This is a genomic window from Streptomyces sp. NPDC030245 (genome assembly GCF_055572995.1).
The window spans coordinates 219,571-239,099 of record NZ_JBVICF010000010.1 but is presented as its reverse complement, the minus strand read 5'-3'; the positions used below and the strand labels follow the sequence as shown (position 1 = coordinate 239,099).

The window sequence follows — 19,529 nt, the reverse complement described above, 5'->3', positions numbered from 1 at the left end:
AGGCTCCCTAGAGAGTACTTGAATTGTAGGTACAAAATTCGCCCGCAAAAGAGGCGGCGCAAACCGGCGCAAACCGGTGAGGCCGGTGAGAGGGGTGGCGCGTCGGCCTACAGCGACGCCATCGCGGCGTCCACGACCCGCCTCAACTGCGTGGCGTCCTCGGCGGTCTTCGCCAGTACCCGCATGCCGATCACTGTCGCGAGCAGCCAGGCGGCCGTTGCCGCCGCGTCGTGGTCGGCTGCGATCTCGCCGGCCCGCTGGCCCTCCTCGATGGTCGCCCGGAACGCGTTCTCCGTACGCGCGAACATCTTGCGCACCGTGGCCGCCGCCTCGGCGTCCGAGGTGGCCAACTCGGCGGCGGTGTTGACGGCCATGCAGCCGCGCCGGTCCGGGTCGTCCAGGTCGAGTTCGACCAGCGCCTCCAGCGCACCCCGCACGCGATCCTTTGCCGAACCGGGGTGGTCGAGGAGCGCCTCCAGCCACGCGGCCTGCGAGTCGCGGTAGCGCATCAGGGCCCGCTCGAACAAGGCATGCTTGCTGCCGAAGGTGTTGTACAGGCTGCCCTTGCCGATGCCGATTTCGTCGACGAGGTCCTGCGGGGTCGTCGCGGCGTACCCCTTGCGCCAGAACACGTCCATCGCGCGCTCCACCGCCACGTCCGGATCGAACTGCTTCGGCCTGCCCATGAAGCTCACCGTAGCACCATTCTTGACCTACAGGTAAAGAATGGGGGAGTGGGTGTGCAGCTGCCCTCCTCGGGGGCGAGACGATACGAATCGTATTGCTGCCTGTGGCGAGGCGCCCTAAGGTGAAGCGAAACGAGACGGGCCGTCCATATTGTGGAGGGTCGTGGAGGGTGGGGCGCCATGGCGACTGCAAGAGTGTGGCTCATCACCGGTGCATCCCGCGGTCTGGGCAGGGCGTTCGCCGAAGCCGCCCTGGCGGGCGGCGACCGCGTAGTGGCTGCCGCCCGCGACATCGAGCCTCTCGGTGAGCTGGCCGCGAAGTATCCCGGTCACCTGGTTCCGCTCTCCATGGATGTCGCCGACCGCCAGGGCGTGTTCGACGGGGTGGAGCGGGCGGCAGCCGCCTTCGGCGGGCTGGACGTCGTCGTCAACAACGCCGGCGGAATGCTCTACGGCATGGTGGAGGAAGCCACGGAGGAGCAGATCCGGGCGCACATGGACGTGAACTTCTTCGGCGCCGTGTGGGTGGCGCAGGCAGTCCTTCCCCACCTGCGCGCCCGGGGCGGCGGGCGGCTTCTCCAGGTCACCTCGATGGGCAGCGGCGGCGGCATGGCCACCGTCGGCTTCTACGGTGCGGGCAAGGCCGCACTGGACTCCGTGAGCGAGGCACTCGCGATGGAGGTCGAAGGGTTCGGCATCAAGGTCACCATCGTGCAGATGGGCGGCTACAACACCGGCTTGTTCACCACCGGCACCACGAACACCGAACCCCTGGCGCGGTATCAGCCCCTGCGCGCCGAGATGGAGGCGATGTGGGGCGACGCGGTCGCCCCGGAACCGGACACCGCCGCCCCCGTCATCCTGAAGCTGGCCGCACTGCCGGACCCGCCCCGGCGGCTGATCGTCGGCAGCCAGTCCTTCGACCACGTCCTGGAGATGGCCCAGGCCCAGGTGGATCTGTACCGGTCCTGGGAGCACCTCAGCCGTCTTGCCCCCGGTTGAGGCCGCACCATGACGCGCGGTTCTGCTCAGGCCGGTGCTGCCAGGCGGAAGCCCACGCCGATCGCTTCGAGGTCCGGATCGTAGGCGCCGTGGCGGCGGGCGCACCGGGCCAGGTCCCGGTCGTGGCGGAACGCGCCGCCCCGGGTGACGTGCCGGTCGAAGGCCCAGTCCTCGCTGCGCGGCACCTCGGCGGGCGCGCCGGGGTAGGGAGCGTAGAGGGTGGAGGTCCACTCGTCGGCGTTGCCCGCCATGTCCAGCACCCCGAAAGGGCTGGCGCCCTCGGGGAACGAACCGACCGGCGTCGTGGTGCCGATGCCGAGGTCCACCAGATTGGCCAGGCCGGTGCGGTACTCCTCGCCCCACGGGAACTCCCGGCCGTCGTCGCCCCGCGCGGCTCGCTCCCACTCGTCCTCCGTGGGCAGCCGCACACCGAGGCCGAGCCGCTCCCCGAGCCAGCGGCAGTAAGCCGTCGCCGCCTCCCAAGCGACCCCGATGACTGGATGGTCCGCAGGCGCGTGCGGCTGTGGGGCCGGTCGGCCGGTGGCCGCTGCGAAGAGTGCCCACTGGCCGACGGTGACCGGGGTGCGGGCGATCCGGAACGCCGGGACGTGGATCTCCGCGCGCGGCGCCTCCTTCATGTACCACTCCACCGGCACCCCGGTGTCCGCATAGCGGCGGGCCACAGCCGCCACCTCGTCGACCGGCGTACCCCGACGCAGCACCCCGGCCGGAACCGGCACCCAGTCCACCTGCTCCACCTGCCCCACCTGCATGGCTCCTCCTCGGCTCGCGCGGACGACCTCATGATCACCGAGGTGTTCGGGGCGGACATCGGCCGATGGACCTACCTCGACAGCGACCTTGGAACTACCTCGCCCCGTGGGCGCCGTTTTGCCGGAGCGGCAACAGGACTGGCGTGACCGGGCCATGAGGGATGACGTTGGGCCCATGGCCGACAACACCACTGCGGGACCGCCCGCGTCTGACACTTCCTCGCCCGGTGACGGATACGTCGGAGACCCCGCCGTGCGGGCGGAGTGGGACAGCCGCTACGCCGACCGGCAACAACTGTGGAGCGGCCGGCCCAACGGTGCGCTCGTGGCCGAGGTCGCCGGGCTCACGCCCGGGCGGGTGCTCGACGTCGGCTGCGGCGAGGGCGCGGACGCCGTCTGGCTGGCGCGCGGCGGCTGGGACGTGACCGCGCTCGAGGTCTCGGGCGTGGCGCTGGAGCGGGCGGCCGGGCACGCGCGGGACGCAGGCGTCGCCGTCCGCTGGGTACACGCCGCGCTGACGGAAGCGGCGCTCCCACAGGCCTCTTTCGACCTGGTCTCCGCGCAGTATCCAGCCCTGCTGCGCACCCCCGACGCCGCAGCCGAGCGAGCGCTGCTCGCGGCCGTCGCGCCCGGCGGCGTGCTGCTGCTCGTCCACCACGCGGGGATGGACACCCAGCAGGCACACGACAGCGGCTTCGACCCAGCCGACTACGTCTGGCCCTCCATGGTCGCCGCGCTGCTCACCGACGACTGGCAGGTGGAGGTGGACGAGCAGCGGCCCCGCGTGGCACCCGACGGCGGCGCGGGCGCGCACCATACCGATGACGTGGTGCTGCGTGCGCGACGGCTGCGCTGAGCCTCTCCGCTCACAACGGGCCCGGCAGCCGGGCAGACCGGCTTGAGTCACGACAGTCCTGTTGCTGAGGAGGTGCTCCTCACGGTGGCGAGACCACCCTCTTGCGATGCCACGGCGGACGCATGAATGGGTTCCGGCCAACTTGATCGTTCCTGAGTACGCGTACTCAGGTAGGCGGACGAGCACCCCGGCAGACTGTGGCGTCCATGACAGAGCAGAGCAGTGAGGAGCAAGCGTGGACCGGACGAGAAAGGCCCTGGCCGTAACAGTGCTGACCGCCTGTGCGCTGGCGGTTGCCGGAGCGGGACCCGCCGCCGCGGCCGGAGGTCCCCTGCTGCCCCACCCCGGTCCCGAGGGCCTGGTGTGGGTGGAGGAACAGACGGGTGACGGCGGTGTCGCGTCCGGGGGCGCCTGGGAGGGTCTGCCGACCGTCCTCACCGTCGCGTGCGAGGGCGGCGGTGATGTGCGGGTGACGATGCGGTCGCAGGAGGTGGAGACCGCGGCGTTCTCGGTCGACTGCCCGGCGGGGGCCGCCGGGGTGGGTTCGGTGACCATGGATGCCGGCGTGGTGCGGCCAGGGTCCTTCTCCATCGGGGTTGACGCCTCGTCGGAGGAGATCCGGTGGGCATTGACGGTGACCCAACCGGAGCAGCAGGAAGTCGCGCGATAGGCACAGAGGCGTCATATCCAGTCCCTGCGGCAGGAGTTGAGCACTTCCTTCCCCATTGCCCCAGCACACCGTGACGACTGCTCATGGCCTCGGTGCCTCCTGGACAGCAGCTGGTGGCCCTGGGACAGCAGCCGCACGCCGCCGATGTCCTGGAAGAGGCCGCCCGCCCCGGCCGGCACCGCGACGTGCAGCCGGTCACGCAGGTGGTCGGCGATGACCCAGTGGCCGCGGCGGGTGCCCGCGCCCATCGCGGCGAGCGCGTCCAGCCCGGCGGTCATCGGCTCGACGGACACCGCATCCCAGCCCGAACCCGCGCCGCACGCCAGCCACTGAGTGCGCATCCTGGCACGCTGCCATCGGAGCTCCTTGTCGGCAGTGGCCTTGGCCGGCTCGTGCCAGGTCGGCGCCGGGGGTTTGGTCCTCTTCTTCTTCGCCGTCGGGCCGGCGGCGGGTGGGTTCGCCACGGCGCTCTCCCTGCTGATTGCCTGTCACGTCTCCTTCAGACAACTCGCCTTCGTTCGGGTTCGATCACGGGCCGGATCCCGCGTCGCCAGAGCAGGCGACGGTAGATGTCACGGTCGTAGCCGCGGTCGGTCAGCAGCGCGTCGGGGCGTCGGCGGGGTCTGCCGACCGGCACGCGACGGCCGGGATCTCGTCGGGCGGGGCAGCGGTTGGGTGATGTCGTTGCGGTTGCCGCCGGTCAGCGACACCGCGAGCGGGATGCCCTGGGATCGGTCGAGGAGGTGCGGGTGGGGCGTGAGCAGGCGTTGGGTCGTCGTTCGGCTGCCTCTGGCGGCCGCTCCCACTCCGGGGGCCGGCGTTCTTCCCCCGCGCGAGGGTGCGGGTCCACTTGCGGCAGAGGCCGCGGCCGATGCTCCCGCCGACGGCGAACGCGCCCGGGGTGGGGCGGGGGCCGCCCGTAAGGAACCGGGCCCACGAGTTGGGCAAGAGCGTGTGGTTCACTCTGCCGCTCACCGGCCCCGGGCGAGCCGACGTGACTCCGCCCTGCCCGCGCGAGGAAGAAGCTGCCTGAACAGCAGGACGCAGCCGCCTGCACAGCGGGACGCTCGCCGAGCTCTGGCCCGACGCCCACCCCGAACTCGTCAGCACCCCGCGTTGCCCGCCGAACTCCTCAAGGATGCGGGTCGGCGAGAGGGCCCAGGTGACGTCGTCACCATGTCCGTCATGTTGCGGTGAAGGCCAGAACGACGTTGTGGCCTCCGAAGCCGAAGGAGTGGCTCACAGCTGTGCGCACGGCCTGGTGGCGGGGCTGTTTGGTGACGCAGTCGATGTCGAACTTCGGGTCGGGTGCCACGAGGTTGGCGATCGGGGGGACCAGGCGGTGCTGGATGGTCAGGACGGTCAGGGCTGCTTCGATCGCACCGGCCGCTCCCAGGGTGTGGCCCAGTACGCCCTTGGGCGCGGTGACGCTCGGGCGGTGCGGCAGCACCCGGGCGATCAATCCCGCTTCGGTGGCGTCATTGAGAGGTGTGGAGGTGCCGTGGGCATTCACGTGGTCGACGTCATGGGGTGTGAGGCCGGCCTGGTCGAGTGCGGTGCGCAGGGCCGCTTCGGCGCCGGTGGCGCCCGGCGCCGGCGCGGTGGGGTGGCAGGCGTCGGAAGTGCTGCCGCAGCCGGCGAGGAGGGCGCGTGGGCGGGCTCCGCGCGCCGTGGCGTCCTCGGTGCGTTCCAGGACGAGCACTGCGGCCCCTTCGGCCATGACGAAGCCGTCACGGTCGGGTGCGAAGGGGCGCGATGCCGCCTCGGGCCCTTCTCCGCCGGGTGACAGTGCGCCCATGCGCTGGAAGCCGGTCGTCGTCACACGGCTGACGGCGGCTTCCGTGCCGCCCGCCACAGCGATGTCGCAACTTCCGGTGGCGAGCAGATCCCGGGCGATGGCCAGGGCTGTCGCGCCGGAGGCGCACGCGGTCGCGGGAGCCAGGCTGGCACCGCGGGCACGCAGGTCGATGGAGACCTCACCGGCCGCCAGGTTGGGAAGAATCATCGGGATGGCGAGGGGGGAGACCATGTCGGGGCCCTGGTGTTCCAGGCGCTGATGCTGTTCCTCCCACTTCGCGGTGCCGCCCATCCCGCAGCCGATGACGACCGCCACGCGGGCGCCGTCCCAGGTGCTGGAGTCGAGGCCGGCGCTGTCGACGGCTTCGCGGGCCGCCACGACGGCGAGTTTCGCGGACCGGCCCATACGCCACGCCTTGCGCCCGAGGCCGCGGTCCAGCTCCTCCTCCGGGACCGGTACGCGGCAGGAGAAGTCGACCGGCAGGCCGGCCAGTTGACTGTCCCGTGCGGCGGTGCCGCGGCCCTCGCAGACCGCTTCCCAGGCGGCGTCGGCCCCCAGTCCGGCGGGGCTGACAAGACCCAGGCCGGTGACGGCGATTGCCGGCGGCTTCACCGGGCCGCCGTCGGCTCGGTGAGCAGGGCGCGGAGGTGGTCGGCGACCGCGGCGAGCGTGGTGTCACCGGTGGCGTGTTCGCTCTGGATTTTCACGCCGAGGCGTTCTTCGAGAACGAGAGCGAACTCCGCCAACGCCAGGGAATCCATGTCCAGTTGCCGCAGAGTGGTCTGTGGATGCAGTTCGCTTTCCGGGATACGGAAGGTGGAGGTCAGGGCGGAGCGGACGGTCTCGTATGTGTCGGTGTCGGTCATGGGGCGGATTCTCCTGTCGTCGCGCGGGGCGGGGGAAAGAGTCGGACGGGCCGGGGCGGGGCCTCACCACTGGAGGAGGACCAGTCCGGCGGAGGCTCCGCTGGCGAGCCCGAACAGGGCCACGAGGTCGCCGCGGCGCAGCCGGCCGAGCTCCACGGCTTCGGCGAGTTGCAGCGGCAGGCTCGCGGTGGCGCAGTTGCCGTAGCGGGGGAAGGTCGCGATGACCTTGTCCGCCGGGATTCCCAGCGCCTGGCGGATGGAGTGGGTGAAGGCGACGGACGGCTGGTGTACGCAGAACAGGTCGATGTCGTCGATCGTGCGGTCCATGGCGCGCAGCGCCTGCGGTACGGCCGCTTCCATGCCGGCGAAGGAGGCGGCAAGGGCCGCGGAGTCGAAGTGCACGGCGAGAGTGCCCGGGTCGGGCGTCATGTAGGGGTTGCTGACGGTGGCGGTGGGCCAGCCGGCGGAGTTGGCGGTGAAAGAACTGCCCAGGACCCCGGGTTCGTCGCTCGCTTGCAGCACCAGTGCCGCACCCAGGTCACCGAGAGCGAGGGCGGGCAGCAACAGGGCGAGCTCGGCGCGGTCGCCGACCGGCAGCCGGGACAGGGCGCTGCCGCGTTCCCCGGTGACGATCAGGATGCGTGCGTACTGGCCGGCGCGGATGAGCGCGTCGGCGACTTCGACAGCGTTGAGAACCGCGTTGCACGCGTTGCGCACGTCCAGAACAGGTGCGGTGACGCCCAGCTTCTGGGCCACGATGTGGGCGGTGGCGGGCTCCTCCACGTCCCCGCTGGTCGCGGCGAAGATCAGCAGGCCGACGGCGCCCGGGGACAGATCGGCCTGGCTTAGGGCGCGTTGTCCGGCCGCGGCGGCGAGGTCGGAGGGCCAGGTGCCCGCGGGCGCGACACGGCGCTCTTCGAACCCGTACATCTGCCTCAAAAGGCCGGGCAGCAGCCGCACACCGGGGTTCTGGGCGCGCAGGGCGGCCTCGATCTCGCTGCCGCTCTGCCGCTTTGAGGGTGCGTGCACGGCGACATGAGTGAGAGCGCTGTGTGGCCTCATCGCTGACCTGTGCGGATGGTCAACACAGACCTCCTTGCCGGACGGGGGAGGGGCGCGGCGCCGGCGGGTGGACACGGAACGGCACGGCGCCGTCTGCCGCGCGGACTCATGCCCATCGCGCCACACGCCGGATACGGTCCGCGGAGCCGCCGCGATGGCTCAGGGCGCGCAGCCCGCACGTGTACGGGCACCCTGCTTGGCGCACTGCATATGGGCAAAAGTGTCGCAAACGCACATTCAGCATCTTATGCAACATAGTCGTGCAAAACAGGTCTATTCTCGTCGAGGATGTCGGCATGTCTGCGCTCCCTTCCCCCCACCCTCCGCACGGGCGTGCCGCAGTTCCGCCCGGGGGCTCATGGGTCGCGACGCGGCCGTGCCCGCGTGCCGTCGGCGCGTCGCGAACTCGCCCGACGGCAACCGCGCTTGCAGCGCACGCCCCGCCTTGATCCGCCCGGGGCTCGACATGCCCCCCGCCCCGCCCCGCGCCGACCGTGACGGCCCGTCGAAGGAGAGTCTGATGAAGAGCGTCGTCGTCACCGGTGCCACCAGCGGCATCGGCAGAGCCACCGCCCTGGACCTGGCCGCCCACGGCTACCAGGTCATCGCCACGGCCCGCAGCACCGGCCAGGCGGCCGAACTCCTCGCCGCTGCCGCCGAGCGCGGGCACTCGCTGCACACCGTGCTGCTGGATGTGACCGAGGCGGGCTCCTGCACGGAAGCCGCCGCCGAGATCACGGAACAGACCGGCGGCGGCCCCTGGGCGCTGGTGAACAACGCCGGCCTCGCCCACGCCGGAGCGTTCGAGGACGTCAGCGAAGAGGCGGCACGCGCCGTGCTGGAGGTGAACGTGCTGGGCACCGCCCGCATGACACGCCTGCTCCTGCCCGCCATGCGCCGCCAGGGCGGCGGCCGCATCATCAACATGAGCTCCGTGGGCGGTCTGCTCGCCCTGCCCTTCAACGGGTGGTACTGCGCGAGCAAACACGCGCTGGAGGCCCTGACCGATGCGCTTCGCATGGAGACGGCCACCAGCGGGGTGTGCTGCACCCTCATCGAACCCGGGTTCATCGACACCCCCATGCTCCAGGGGGGACTCGCCGCCATGCCGACCGGATCCCGCTACAGCGAGAGCTACGGCACAGCACGCCGCCTCATCACCACGGCCTCCCCGACCGCCCCCGAGGCCGTGGCGCGCACCGTGCGACGGGCCCTCACCGCCAGAGCGCCACGCCGCCGCTACCGAGTGGGACGGACCACCGCCTTCACACCGTTCATCCGCATCCTCCCCCAAGCCCTGGTGGATCACGTGGCGTGCCGTGCTCTCGGGCTGGCCGCCGCCCAGGGCCCGCGATGAGCGCAGGACACCGCCTGACGGCCAGGACAGATGTGGTGCGAGTGATGGGGCACTGATCGGCCCCTGCCCGCCCAGGCCAACACCGGCCACGAGGCAGAGGAGTTGAGGACGGAGGAGTTGAGGACAGTGGGCCGTGACCATGCGTAGTTCCCGGCTTCGTGACCAGTGGATGGTGCTGGCAGCGGCCGCTGTGCTCGCAGCTGTCTGCGGCTGGTTCGGCTCCTCGGTGGAGCAGCTGTTGTCACCGGGCGGCATCGTGCCGGCGGCGACCGAAGCCGCCCGGGCCGACCGGGCACTGCAACAGGGATTCGCTGCCGCACCGCCTCATCTCGTGCTCGTCGCGCGCCCCACGGACGCGACACGCTCGGTGGAGGACCGGCCCGCAGTGGCCCAGGGACAGCGACTGGTACGACAGCTCACAGCCGACCGGTCGGTCGCGCGGGTCGTGTCCTACTGGCAGACCGGAACTCCACAACTGCGCTCGGCGAACGGGCGCAGCGCCCTGACCCTGGTGCGCTTGCGCGGCCGGGAGCAGGAGGCGACGCGGGCCGCGGAGCGGCTGGTGCCCCAACTGGCCGGACGCCACGGCCCGCTGGAGGTGCAGGTCAGCGGAGAGGCCGCATCGCGTGCGGAGGCGGCACGGCTGGCCAGGCAGGATCAGATCCGGGCGGAAGCGCTGGCCCTGCCGCTGACCGCGCTGCTGTTGCTCGTGGCGTTCGGCTCAGCCACGGCCGCCCTGGTGCCCGTCGTCGTCGGCATCCTGGCCATGCTCGGCGCCTGGGCCGCCCTGCGGCTGCTCACACTCGTCACCGAGGTGTCGGTGAGCGCCTCCAACATCTCCTCCGCGCTCGGTTTCGCCCTCGCCGTCGACTACAGCCTCTTCCTGCTCGCCCGCTTCCAGGAGGAACAAGCAACCGGAGCCGGCCCGGACGTCGCACTGCGCGTGACGATGCGGACCGCGGGCCGGGCCGTGCTGTTCTCCGCGGCCACGGTCATCCTGTCCCTGGCCTCGCTGCTGGTCTTTCCCCACACCATCTTGCGCTCGATCGCCTACGGCGGGATCGCGGTCACCACGTTCGCCGCCCTGGCAAGCCTGTTCGTCATCCCCGCGCTCCTGCGCGTTCTGGGCCACCGCATCGGCGCACGTGGAACCCGAGCGCGCCGACGCCGGCGCCGGCGCCCGCGGGCCCGGGCCGAGGAGCTGGGGGGCTGGGGACGGGCGGCTGAACTGGCCCAACGGCGGCCGCGCCTGATGGCCGTGACCGTCACACTGGTACTGCTGGTGCTCGCCGCCCCCCTCACCCGCCTCCAGATCGGTCTCTTCGACGACCGTGTCCAACCCGCCTCCTCCACCGTCGCCAAGGCCGGAACACAACTGCGCGACGACTACCGGACCGGGGCCCTGATCACCCCCACCACCGTGGTCCTGCCGCGCTTCGACCCCTCCCAGCGGGCCGCCGCTCTCGACGCCTACGCCCGGCTGGTCTCCCGGCAGAAGGGTGTGGACCAGGTGCGGACGGTCACCGGCTCCTACACCCGTGGCGGCCGTACGCCACTGAAGAACGCCGAGGCCGCCGCCTACGCCTCATCCCGAGGCGTGTACCTCGCCGTGGCGACCCCGGGCGAGCCGTACTCCACAGCCAACCGGGACCTCGCCCGGACACTGCGGCGACTCCCCGCCCCCGGCCCCGGTCTCCTCGTCGGCGGCCCCGGAGCCGTCCTGAACGACGTGCAACACGCCCTCGCCACCCGCCTGCCCTGGTGCCTGCTCCTGGCGGGAGCCGCACTCCTCACCCTCGCCCTGATCCTGACCCGACGGCCGGTCATGGCCCTCAAGGCGCTGCTGCTCAACACGCTGAGCCTGACGGCCAGCTTCGGTGCTCTGGTGTTCGTCTTCCAAGAAGGCCACCTGGCCCACCTGCTGGGCGCCCCGCCCACCACCGGCAGCACGGACGTGCTGATGCCCGCACTCATCTACGGCATCGCCTTCGGCCTGTCCATGGACTACGAGATCCTCCTGCTGTCCCGCATCTGCGAGGAATACGAACGCGGCCCCAACCCCAGCACCGCCGTGGTACGCGGCCTGGACCGCACCGCACGGCTGTTCACCTGGGCCGCGCTGACCCTGGCCGTCGTCATGGCCGCCCTGGCCACGTCCGAGCTGGTCATGCTGAAGATCGTCGGCGTCGGTCTCGCCCTGGCGGTGCTGCTCGACGCCACCGTCGTCCGCGGCCTGCTCGCCCCCTCTCTGCTGGCCCTGGCCGGGCGCGCCACCTGGTGGACCCCGTGGCCCCGCCGGCCACCTCCCGCCGAACCCGCCCCACCCGCAGCACCAGCCCTCGCCGGATCGGCCGGCCCCCTCCCGTCAAGGAGCACCCCGCGATGACCGACCAGACCCAGCGCCCCGCCCGCAGCCCGCACACCGTTGCCCAGCGACTGCTCAACGCCTCCGCGGCCCATGCCCCCGATCCCCACAACGACATCGACTGGAACGCCCCCCTGCTCGAGGACGCCTTCTTCTGGCCACCCGAGCGCCTCGCGCTCTACGGCACCCCACTGTGGGAACGTCTGGACCGCCGGCAGCGTGTCGCACTCTCCAGGCATGAAGCGGCCCACATGGCGCAGATGGGGCACTGGTTCGAGCTGGCCATCATCCGCATGCTCGCCCGGTACCTGATGTCCCGCCACGTACTGGACGTACGGGCCTACTACGCGCTCACCGAGATGGCCGACGAGACCCGGCACATCACGATGTTCGGCCGGCTGCTGACCAGACTCGGCTGCCCGCACCACCCCGTCCCCGCCCGCGTCCGGCTGCCGCACCCGGTGGCGGCAGCCGCCTTCCAGGACATCACGACCTTCACCAGCACCCTGGTCGTCGAAGAAGTACTGGACCGGTTCCAACGCGAGGCGGCCCTGGACGAACGCGTACAACCCCTGGTGCGCTCGGTATGCCGCCTGCACGTCGCCGAAGAGGCCCGCCATGTCAGCTTCGCCCGTACCGAGCTGCGCGAAGCCGTCGCGCACGCCTCCCGCGGACACCTGGCCTTCCACCGCACGCTGACCGCTCTGGTCGCCTCCCACACCGTGCCCGCGCTGCTGCGCCCCGACCGCTACGGCGATCTCGGTATTGACCCCGTCCTCGCCCGACGCCAGGTACGCGACAACCCCCACCACCGCGCCACTGTGCTCTGGTCCGGAGAAAAGCTGATGTCCTTCCTCACCGAAGTCGACATCATCCGGCGCCCTCAGCATCACCTGTGGCGCCGATGCGGACTCATGGCCTGACCTTCCGCGCATCTCTCTGAGCCCGAGATCCAGTGAGCGCCGGTGGTGTACGTCCCGGCGCGGGTGCCGGGTCTCAGGCCAGGTTTCCCTCTCGCGGGTGGATTGACCCGGCGCTGCTGGCTGTGCGGCACACGGATCTGCCTAACTTGCCTGCGGGAGGCGGAAGTTCCGTCTCCGTTCAACCGGAGGTGTTCACTGTGCAGGAGACCGTGCAGGGCTTCGAGACCACGGACGTGTACGAGCCGCCGATGCTGGCCGAGGCCGGACAGTATGCCGAGCTGACCCAGGGCGAGTTCGGGGACTGGCCCGACTTCCCGGTGGGCCTGTGGATCTGATGATCCCGGCGGGTGCCGGTCCGGGCCGCAGGGCCTGGGCCAGCACCCGGTGCCACGCCGCCATGCCGTCACTCGTTCCCCCTCTCTGGAGATTCCGATGGATGCCCCGCCGGCCGGCTGGTTCGTCGTCCTTCCCGACCGCGAGCTTTCACCCGGCCTCCTCGATCGTCTGCGGCGCCTCGCCGGCCCGGCCGTGCTCCGCGTCGTGCCGCACGCTTCCGGCCGCCCGTGGCTGGCCGGCTGCTGGCCGGAAGAGGAGCTGACCGCCTGCGCCGTCGGTGACGTGCGCCTGGCGGTCGCCGGGACGTGTTCCGTGACCCCCGCCGAGCTGGCCTCGCGGGCACGGCGGATCAGCGACACCGCGCACGTCGAGCCGGCGCTGCTCGACGCCCACGGCTGCTTCCACGTTCTGGCGTCGGTCGCGGGGCAGACGTACGTGCGGGGCAGTTTCTCCGGGCAGCGCAGGGTGTACCGGGCCGAGGCGGGCGGCGTCACGGTCTGCGCCGACCGGGCCCGCGTGCTCGCCCACCTGACCGGGGCGGAGCCGGACACCGCCCAGCTGGCGCTGCGGCTGACCGGGGACACCGTGCCGCACCCGCTCGGCTGGGGCGCGCTGTGGCGCGGCGTGCACGCCGTACTGCCGGATTCCGCCGTGGAGTTGGCACCCGGCGGCGAGGTGCGCACCCGCCGCTGGTGGCGGCCCCCGGCGGGCGAACTGCCCCTCGAGGAGGCCGCGGCCGGACTGCGGCAGGCACTGGAGCAGGCGGTCGCGTTGCGGGTCCGTGAGGACGGGTTGGTGGGCGCGGATCTGTCCGGCGGCATGGACTCCACCTCGCTGTGCTTCCTGGCGGCCCGGGCGGGCGCCCGGCTGGTCGCCGTCACGATGGACGCGGGCCCACCCGCCGGCGAAGACCTCCGCCACGCCACCAGAGCCGCCACAGACCTTCCCCGCATCGAGCACCTGGTGTTCGACACGGCCGATCTGCCCGCCCAGTTCAGCGGATTGGACAACCGCGTGGACCTGGGCGACGAGCCGTCCGCCGTCGTACGTACCCGGGTGCAGCAGCGCTATGTGGCCGCGCAGATGCGGGCGCGCGGGGCCCGGCTGCGGTTGTCCGGCTTCGGCGGGGACCAGGTCATCCAGTCGCAACCCTCGTACGTGCACGGTCTGCTGCGGCGCTCACCCGCAGCCGGCCTGCGCCACGCGGCCGCATGGCGCGCGCGCCGCCGCCGGCCCCTCGGGGCGCTCACGAGGGCGCTGCTGGACCGGGGCACCTACGCCGCCTGGCTCACCGAAGCCGCCTCACTGCTGCACACGCCGGTATCCGGAGACGACCTGCGCTGGGGACTGCGCCCCTGCCTTCCGTCCTGGGCGAGCGAGCAGACCGTACAACTGTGCCGTGAGCGGCTGCTCGACGCGGCCCAGGACGACGCCGCCGAGCCGCTGCACCGTGACCGCGGACGGCACGCCTGGCTCGCCGCCACCCAGCGCGGGGGCAGGCTCGCCGGCCACCTGGCCCACTGCGGGCAGCTCGACAGGCTGCCGTACCACAGCCCGTTCTGCGACGACGCCGTGATCGCGGCCGCGCTCGCCGCCCGCCCGCACGAGGCCGCCGGCCCCTGGACCTACAAACCGCTCCTCGCCGCCGCCATGCACGGCCTGGTGCCCGAGACCATCCTGGGCCGCACCACCAAGGACCACTTCGGACACGAGTGGTACCACGGCCTGCGCCACAACCGGCACACGCTCGCCGCCTGGGCCGAGGACTCCCGCCTGGTGGCCACCGGCCTCGCCGACGAAACCGCGCTGCGCCGCGCCCTGCTCGCGCCCCACCTCCTGATCGGCGGGATCGCGGAGTTCGAGACCACGCTGGGAGTGGAGGCGTGGTTGCGCAGCCTTGAGCAGCAGCGCACACCGGACGGGACGAGGGAGAGCAACAGTGCACCGACTGCGTGCTGATGTCACCGCCTGCGCCACCGGCGACAGCATGGTCCTGCTCGACGAACGGGCCGGACGCTACTGGCAACTGAACGCCACCGGCGCCCTCGTCGTGCAGGCCCTGCTGGACGGCGCGACGCCCGAACAGGTCGCCGAACGGCTCGCCGCCACCCGCCCGGTCACCTCCGAACGCGCCACCGCCGACGTGACGGCACTGCTCGCGCACCTGATGAAGGCGAAACTGGTGACCGACTCATGAGCCAGATCCTGGACACCGACGGCACCCGTCCCGGGCTCGGCACCCGGCTCACCGTCCACACCGCCGTCGCCGCCGCCCGGCTCCTCACCCGCCTGCCGCCACGCCGGATCCGCGCCGTCCTGGGCCTGGCCCGGCGAGGAGCCCGGCCGGCCCGCTACGACGACGCCCTGCGCGCCCGGCGGGAGGTGACCGCCGTCAGCACCCTGTGCGCGGGCCGCTACTGCCTCCCACGCTCCCTGGCCACCGCTCTGCTGTGCCGCATCCGCGGGACCTGGCCCACCTGGTGCAGCGGAGTACGCACCGCACCGTTCGGGGCCCACGCCTGGGTGGAGGCCGAGGGCAGACCCGTCGGCGAACCCGACGACACCGCCACGTACCGACCGATGATCACCGTACCGGCGGCAGACCGCGACGGACCGTTGCGCACCCGGTGCAGGAAGAGTCAGGAAGAGTACTGACCGGATCGCGCGAAGTGCCGACGGCCCGTCCCGGGACGGGACGGATGACGCCGGAGCGGGCGGCGGACCGCGCACGCCACGGGTCGTGACTGTCCGGGGGCCGGTTCGTTCAGCCGGTCATGGAACCGACGCCTGGTGCCAGGGCCTCCTGCCGCCGCTACACGCAGCCTCGCCGCCACCGGCAGAAGCACGGCCCGGCACGCGCCGGCGACGCGGCCGGTGCGCCGGCGCTGCCCTATCCGAGCGGCTGGTTCTGCGTGGGCGCACCGAACGGGGTGCGCCTCCCCTGCTGATCGGCCCGGCCTTCACCGGCGCGGCCCTGGCCTGGGCCGCTTCCTCCTGGCGCAGGGCCGTCTGCTGGAGCACTGGCCTCGCCACCGCCTGGTCGTCACCGGTGCACTCGTGCAGGCAACTGCGGTCGCGTCGGCCGTCGTCGGGACACTTCCCGGCACGCCCGCGTACACCGCCGCATCGGCCATGGTCATCGCGGCCGTCGGCATGGGCATGTATGCCCCTTCCCTCACCGTGCTCTCACTGACTCACAGCCCGCCCGGCCGACGGGGCTATGCCGGCAGCGCGATGCAGACCACCCAGAACCTGGGTCAGGTATCGGTGCTGGGTGCCTCCTCGGCCTTGTTCCACGCCTGCCTGGGCGCCGGCTCAGCCGAAGCTGCCGCCTACGGCGCCGCCTTCGGAGTGCTCCTCGCGCCGTGCATCCTGGCCGCCCTGCTTGCCGCCCGCGCTCGCAGCACGTGAGCCGAACCGATACCCCCGTGAACCAATCCGGCCCCGGCGCGGGTCGCACCGGCGCCTCTCTCCCGCCGCGATGACGGGTCGGGGGTGGGGATCAAGGAGGTCCGTCCAGGAGACTGGTTCGGGGAGTCGGCACCGGCACCGGGGGGCAGACGTGTGGGGCTGAGTTACCAGGACGCTGTCCGGTTGCTCGGAGGGCGTGAGGACGCCACCGTCGCCGCGCTCGACCGGCTGACCGGAGGGCTGCTGCTCGCGTCGACGGCCACCGGGTCCGGGTTCGCCGCCGGCCTGTTCGACGTCAGGGGCGAACTGTCCCGGCTCGGCGCCGGCCTCGTGCACGGCCTCGGCGCACGAGCGCGCGGCCTCTCCCGCTTCGAGCGCGGCGAACGGCTGGCGGCCGCCCACGCCGTGGTGGTGCTCTCTGCGTACTTCGAGGTGCTGGCCGAGTCCGAACTCGTGGTCTCAACACAGGACTTGGGGCTGAGCCGTGCTGAACAGGCGGCGCTGGCCACGGGTGAGCGGCCCGACTCCCGGCGCCTGCACGCCCTGGCCGACGCGTTGCTGCGGTCGGACGTGCCGATACCCTCACCCCACCGGTCGTACGAGGAAACCCTCACGACGCTCGGCGGGTTCTACCGGCGGCTGTCGGGCGAGGTCACCCGCTTCGCGGCCGGGCTCACCCTCTGGGACGAACTTGACGACACCCGCAGGCACCGCTTGGAACAGATGCTGTCCGACACTCTGCCGGGGCGGGCCTGCGCCCGGTACGAGGAGCTGTTCCGGCAGCTCGCCCTGGACTTCCCGGAGGTCGCCTTCTGGGCGAACCTGGTCGACCACCAGGCTACGCGGACCCAACTCCGGTCCCTGCGGGCCGGTCTCGACGAGCTGGGCCGGGCCCTCTCCGAGCTCGCCGCACACCGGACCCCCGACACCTGGATCGCCGGGCTGGCCCGCGCCCACGCCGCCGTCCTCGACCGGCCCATCCTCACCTCGCGGGACGTCCTGGACGGACTGAGCCTCCCCGCACTCGCCACGGCCTACGTCAGTCCGGACTTCCGGGTGGCCGAAGTCGGCCCCGCCGACCGGTTCGCCGAGGAGGCGTGGTGGGCCGAACAGCGGGTCCGTGCGGACCTCGACCACTTCCTGCTCGGCCACCTCACCTCCCCGCGGGCCACCCGCGCCCCGCTGGTCGTCCTCGGCCAGCCGGGGTCGGGCAAGTCCGTCTTCACCCACGTCCTCGCGGCACGACTGCCGCCCGCGGACTTCCTCGTCGTACGCGTGGAACTGCGCGACGCGGCCGCCGAGGCGGATCTGCAAACACAGATCGAACAGGCCGTACGGTCGGCCACCGGAGAGGCCCTGACCTGGCCCGAGCTGGTGCGGCGCGGGGCGGGGGCGCTGCCGGTCGTCCTGCTCGACGGCTTCGACGAGCTGCTCCAGGCGACGGGCGCCGGCCAGAGCGACTACCTGCAAAAGGTCGGCGACTTCCAGCGGCGCGAGGCGGCCCAGGGGCGGCCCGCCGTGGTCGTCGTCACCAGCCGCACCGCGGTCGCCGACCGGGCCCGGCCCGCGCAGGACATGCTCGCCCTGAGCCTGGAGCCGTTCAGCGACGCCCAGGTCACCTGGTGGCTGCGGATGTGGAACACCACCAACGCCACCGGCTTCACCGCCCGCGGTCTGCGCCCGCTGGAACCCGAAGTGGCCCTGCGCTACCGAGCCCTGGCGTCCCAGCCGCTGCTGCTGTTGATGCTCGCGCTCTACGACGCCGACGGCAACGCGTTGCAACGGCGCGACGCGTCGCTGGGGGAGGGGGAGCTCTACGAACAACTGCTCACCAGCTTCGCCGCCCGGGAAGTCCGCAAGACGGCCGCAGGCCTGGCCGAGGAAGAGCTCGCCGCTGCGGTGGAACGGCAGCTCACCCAGCTGTCACTGGTCGCGTTCGCCATGTTCAACCGCGGGCGGCAGTGGATCGGCGTGGCCGAACTCGACGCGGACCTCTCCGCACTCGCCCCGGATGCCCAGCGGGCCCGCGCCGCGCCCGGCCTGCGGGCCACACTGAGCGCGGCCGACATCGTGCTCGGCCGGTTCTACTTCGTCCACGAGTCGCGGGCGAACCGCGACGGCCTGCGCCTGCGCACCTACGAATTCCTGCACGCCACCTTCGGGGAGTACCTGGTCGCCCGGCTCGTCACGCAGGAACTGGACGATCTGGCCGCCGCGTCGAGCGCCCCGGTGCGCCGCGCCCGGCCCGCGGTGATCGACGACGCGTTCCTGCACGCCCTGCTCTCCTTCATGCCCCTGACCACCCGCGGCACCACCGTCTCCTTCGCCTGCGAACGGTTGCGCGCTCTGCCGGAGCCGCGCCGCCACGGCGTGCGCGAGGTGCTGCTCGACCTGTTCCGGCACGCCGGGCGGGCACGGCACGACACCCGGTACGGCGACTACGTGCCGAGCAGACTCCCGGTGACCTCCGGCCCCGCCAGATACTCCGTGAACCTGCTGGTGCTCGCCGTCGCGACGGCGGGCAGACTCACCGGCCGCGAGCTGTTCCCGCAGGAGCACGACGTCATACCGGCGTGGCGGGCCGCCGCGCTGCTGTGGCGTTCGCAGTGCCCCGAGGAGGCGTGGGAAGGGCTGGTCGCCACGCTGGCGCTCGAACGAGCCTGGGAGGACGGCCGACGGGAGATCACACTGTCGCTGCAGTCCGACTCGGAGCCCGCCCCCGGGCCGCTGGACGCGCACTGGACGTACGACCGCGACGCGGACAACCACTTCCGGAAGAGCGCGCGGCGGGACGGCGGCTGGTTCTCCTGGATCTCGCACCAGAACGCGTGGCTGCGGGTGCAGTCCCACTTCCTGTGCGATGTCCTCGACGACATCTTCGCCCATGCCCTCGAGCCGCTGGCGGGTCCGTGGGACACGGCGGTCACCACCTTCTTCGACGACGGGGACAAGCCGCCCGTCTCGGCGGTCCACGCGATGATCACCCTGTGGCTGCGCGTCGACCAGGACTGCGGCCAACGGGAATTGACCGCGGCCTTCGACACCTGTCTACAGACGGCCCTCAACAGCTTCGCACCCAACGACCACGAGACCCGGCGACGCTTCCGCCTGATGTTCCTGCGGCGCCTCGCGGCGGACTGGCCGCGCCTGGAACCGCAGTGGGTGGCGCGGGCGATGCGGGCCATCCACGACGGCGGCAAGGACGCAACGGTCGACGAGGGCTCACTCTTCCGCGACGTCGCCGATGCGGTGCTCCCCGAGGCCCTGAAGGCGGCACACTGGGCGGTCGAGGGACCGGGCCGGGTCTGCGCCGACTGACCCGCCCGAATGGGATGAGGTGGGGTGAGGTGGGATGAGGCCGGGTGCGCGGAAGGCCGCACCGATGCTCGGCGTCGCGAACCGTACCCCCCCCAACACTGCGCCA

General features: G+C 72.1%; 18 protein-coding genes and 1 pseudogene. 12 read left to right on the top strand and 7 right to left on the bottom strand.

Going from position 1 to position 19,529, the window contains the following annotated elements; all coding sequences use genetic code 11:
- Positions 1–107 precede the first annotated feature (107 nt).
- On the bottom strand, positions 108–686 hold the full coding sequence (locus ACZ4Z4_RS26405) for a TetR/AcrR family transcriptional regulator (RefSeq protein ID WP_468332131.1): 579 nt from the start codon (positions 684–686) through the stop codon (positions 108–110).
- Between the two features lie 180 nt (positions 687–866).
- On the opposite strand from ACZ4Z4_RS26405, the gene ACZ4Z4_RS26400 reads away from it, so the two are divergent.
- On the top strand, positions 867–1,688 hold the full coding sequence (locus ACZ4Z4_RS26400; protein ID WP_468332128.1) for an SDR family NAD(P)-dependent oxidoreductase: 822 nt from the start codon (positions 867–869) through the stop codon (positions 1,686–1,688).
- A 26-nt stretch (positions 1,689–1,714) separates the two neighbouring features.
- On the opposite strand, the gene ACZ4Z4_RS26395 is transcribed toward ACZ4Z4_RS26400, so the two are convergent.
- Positions 1,715–2,461: a formylglycine-generating enzyme family protein gene (locus ACZ4Z4_RS26395; RefSeq protein WP_468332125.1), complete on the bottom strand. Its 747-nt coding sequence runs from the start codon at positions 2,459–2,461 to the stop codon at positions 1,715–1,717.
- A gap of 175 nt (positions 2,462–2,636) precedes the next feature.
- Here ACZ4Z4_RS26395 and ACZ4Z4_RS26390 point away from each other — a divergent pair, with 175 nt between their 5' ends.
- Both ACZ4Z4_RS26390 and ACZ4Z4_RS26385 read left to right on the top strand, forming a co-directional pair.
- Complete coding sequence (locus tag ACZ4Z4_RS26390; RefSeq protein ID WP_468332122.1) at positions 2,637–3,317, top strand: class I SAM-dependent methyltransferase; 681 nt, start codon at positions 2,637–2,639, stop codon at positions 3,315–3,317.
- 235 nt (positions 3,318–3,552) lie between these two features.
- Positions 3,553–3,987, top strand: coding sequence for a hypothetical protein (locus ACZ4Z4_RS26385; protein WP_468332119.1), 435 nt, complete (start codon positions 3,553–3,555; stop codon positions 3,985–3,987).
- Between the two features lie 11 nt (positions 3,988–3,998).
- Here the strand turns inward: ACZ4Z4_RS26385 and ACZ4Z4_RS26380 are convergent, their stop codons facing one another.
- From ACZ4Z4_RS26380 to ACZ4Z4_RS26360, 5 genes and pseudogenes are all read right to left on the bottom strand, one after another.
- A complete protein-coding gene (locus ACZ4Z4_RS26380) occupies positions 3,999–4,451 on the bottom strand; it encodes a hypothetical protein (RefSeq protein ID WP_468332116.1) in 453 nt (150 codons plus the stop codon).
- A gap of 62 nt (positions 4,452–4,513) precedes the next feature.
- Positions 4,514–4,733 (bottom strand): annotated as a pseudogene (locus ACZ4Z4_RS26375) (IS5/IS1182 family transposase); the annotation flags it as partial.
- 437 nt (positions 4,734–5,170) lie between these two features.
- The gene (locus ACZ4Z4_RS26370) at positions 5,171–6,397 is read right to left on the bottom strand and encodes a beta-ketoacyl-[acyl-carrier-protein] synthase family protein (protein WP_468332113.1); all 1,227 of its coding nucleotides are present in this window, start codon (positions 6,395–6,397) and stop codon (positions 5,171–5,173) included.
- Positions 6,394–6,651, bottom strand: coding sequence for an acyl carrier protein (locus tag ACZ4Z4_RS26365; RefSeq protein WP_468332111.1), 258 nt, complete (start codon positions 6,649–6,651; stop codon positions 6,394–6,396). The genes ACZ4Z4_RS26370 and ACZ4Z4_RS26365 overlap by 4 nt, the downstream gene beginning before the upstream one ends.
- A gap of 63 nt (positions 6,652–6,714) precedes the next feature.
- Positions 6,715–7,680, bottom strand: a complete 966-nt coding sequence (locus ACZ4Z4_RS26360) for a 3-oxoacyl-ACP synthase III family protein (protein ID WP_468332108.1) — start codon at positions 7,678–7,680, stop codon at positions 6,715–6,717.
- A 553-nt stretch (positions 7,681–8,233) separates the two neighbouring features.
- Here ACZ4Z4_RS26360 and ACZ4Z4_RS26355 point away from each other — a divergent pair.
- From ACZ4Z4_RS26355 to ACZ4Z4_RS26315, 9 genes are all read left to right on the top strand, one after another.
- The gene (locus tag ACZ4Z4_RS26355; protein ID WP_468332105.1) at positions 8,234–9,070 is read left to right on the top strand and encodes an SDR family oxidoreductase; all 837 of its coding nucleotides are present in this window, start codon (positions 8,234–8,236) and stop codon (positions 9,068–9,070) included.
- 139 nt (positions 9,071–9,209) lie between these two features.
- On the top strand, positions 9,210–11,456 hold the full coding sequence (locus tag ACZ4Z4_RS26350) for an MMPL family transporter (RefSeq protein ID WP_468332541.1): 2,247 nt from the start codon (positions 9,210–9,212) through the stop codon (positions 11,454–11,456).
- Complete coding sequence (locus ACZ4Z4_RS26345; protein WP_468332102.1) at positions 11,453–12,358, top strand: AurF N-oxygenase family protein; 906 nt, start codon at positions 11,453–11,455, stop codon at positions 12,356–12,358. The genes ACZ4Z4_RS26350 and ACZ4Z4_RS26345 overlap by 4 nt, the downstream gene beginning before the upstream one ends.
- A gap of 197 nt (positions 12,359–12,555) precedes the next feature.
- The gene (locus tag ACZ4Z4_RS26340) at positions 12,556–12,693 is read left to right on the top strand and encodes a lasso RiPP family leader peptide-containing protein (RefSeq protein ID WP_468332099.1); all 138 of its coding nucleotides are present in this window, start codon (positions 12,556–12,558) and stop codon (positions 12,691–12,693) included.
- A gap of 97 nt (positions 12,694–12,790) precedes the next feature.
- Positions 12,791–14,653, top strand: coding sequence for an asparagine synthase-related protein (locus tag ACZ4Z4_RS26335; RefSeq protein ID WP_468332096.1), 1,863 nt, complete (start codon positions 12,791–12,793; stop codon positions 14,651–14,653).
- Positions 14,634–14,891: a lasso peptide biosynthesis PqqD family chaperone gene (locus ACZ4Z4_RS26330; protein WP_468332093.1), complete on the top strand. Its 258-nt coding sequence runs from the start codon at positions 14,634–14,636 to the stop codon at positions 14,889–14,891. The genes ACZ4Z4_RS26335 and ACZ4Z4_RS26330 overlap by 20 nt, the downstream gene beginning before the upstream one ends.
- Entirely contained in the window at positions 14,888–15,349 is a 462-nt protein-coding gene (locus tag ACZ4Z4_RS26325) for a lasso peptide biosynthesis B2 protein (RefSeq protein ID WP_468332090.1), read from the top strand. Before ACZ4Z4_RS26330 ends, ACZ4Z4_RS26325 begins: the two co-directional genes overlap by 4 nt.
- 135 nt (positions 15,350–15,484) lie before the next feature.
- The gene (locus ACZ4Z4_RS26320) at positions 15,485–16,105 is read left to right on the top strand and encodes an MFS transporter (protein WP_468332087.1); all 621 of its coding nucleotides are present in this window, start codon (positions 15,485–15,487) and stop codon (positions 16,103–16,105) included.
- Positions 16,106–16,189: 84 nt separating this feature from the next.
- Positions 16,190–19,423, top strand: a complete 3,234-nt coding sequence (locus ACZ4Z4_RS26315; protein WP_468332084.1) for an NACHT domain-containing protein — start codon at positions 16,190–16,192, stop codon at positions 19,421–19,423.
- The last annotated feature ends 106 nt before the right edge of the window (positions 19,424–19,529 follow it).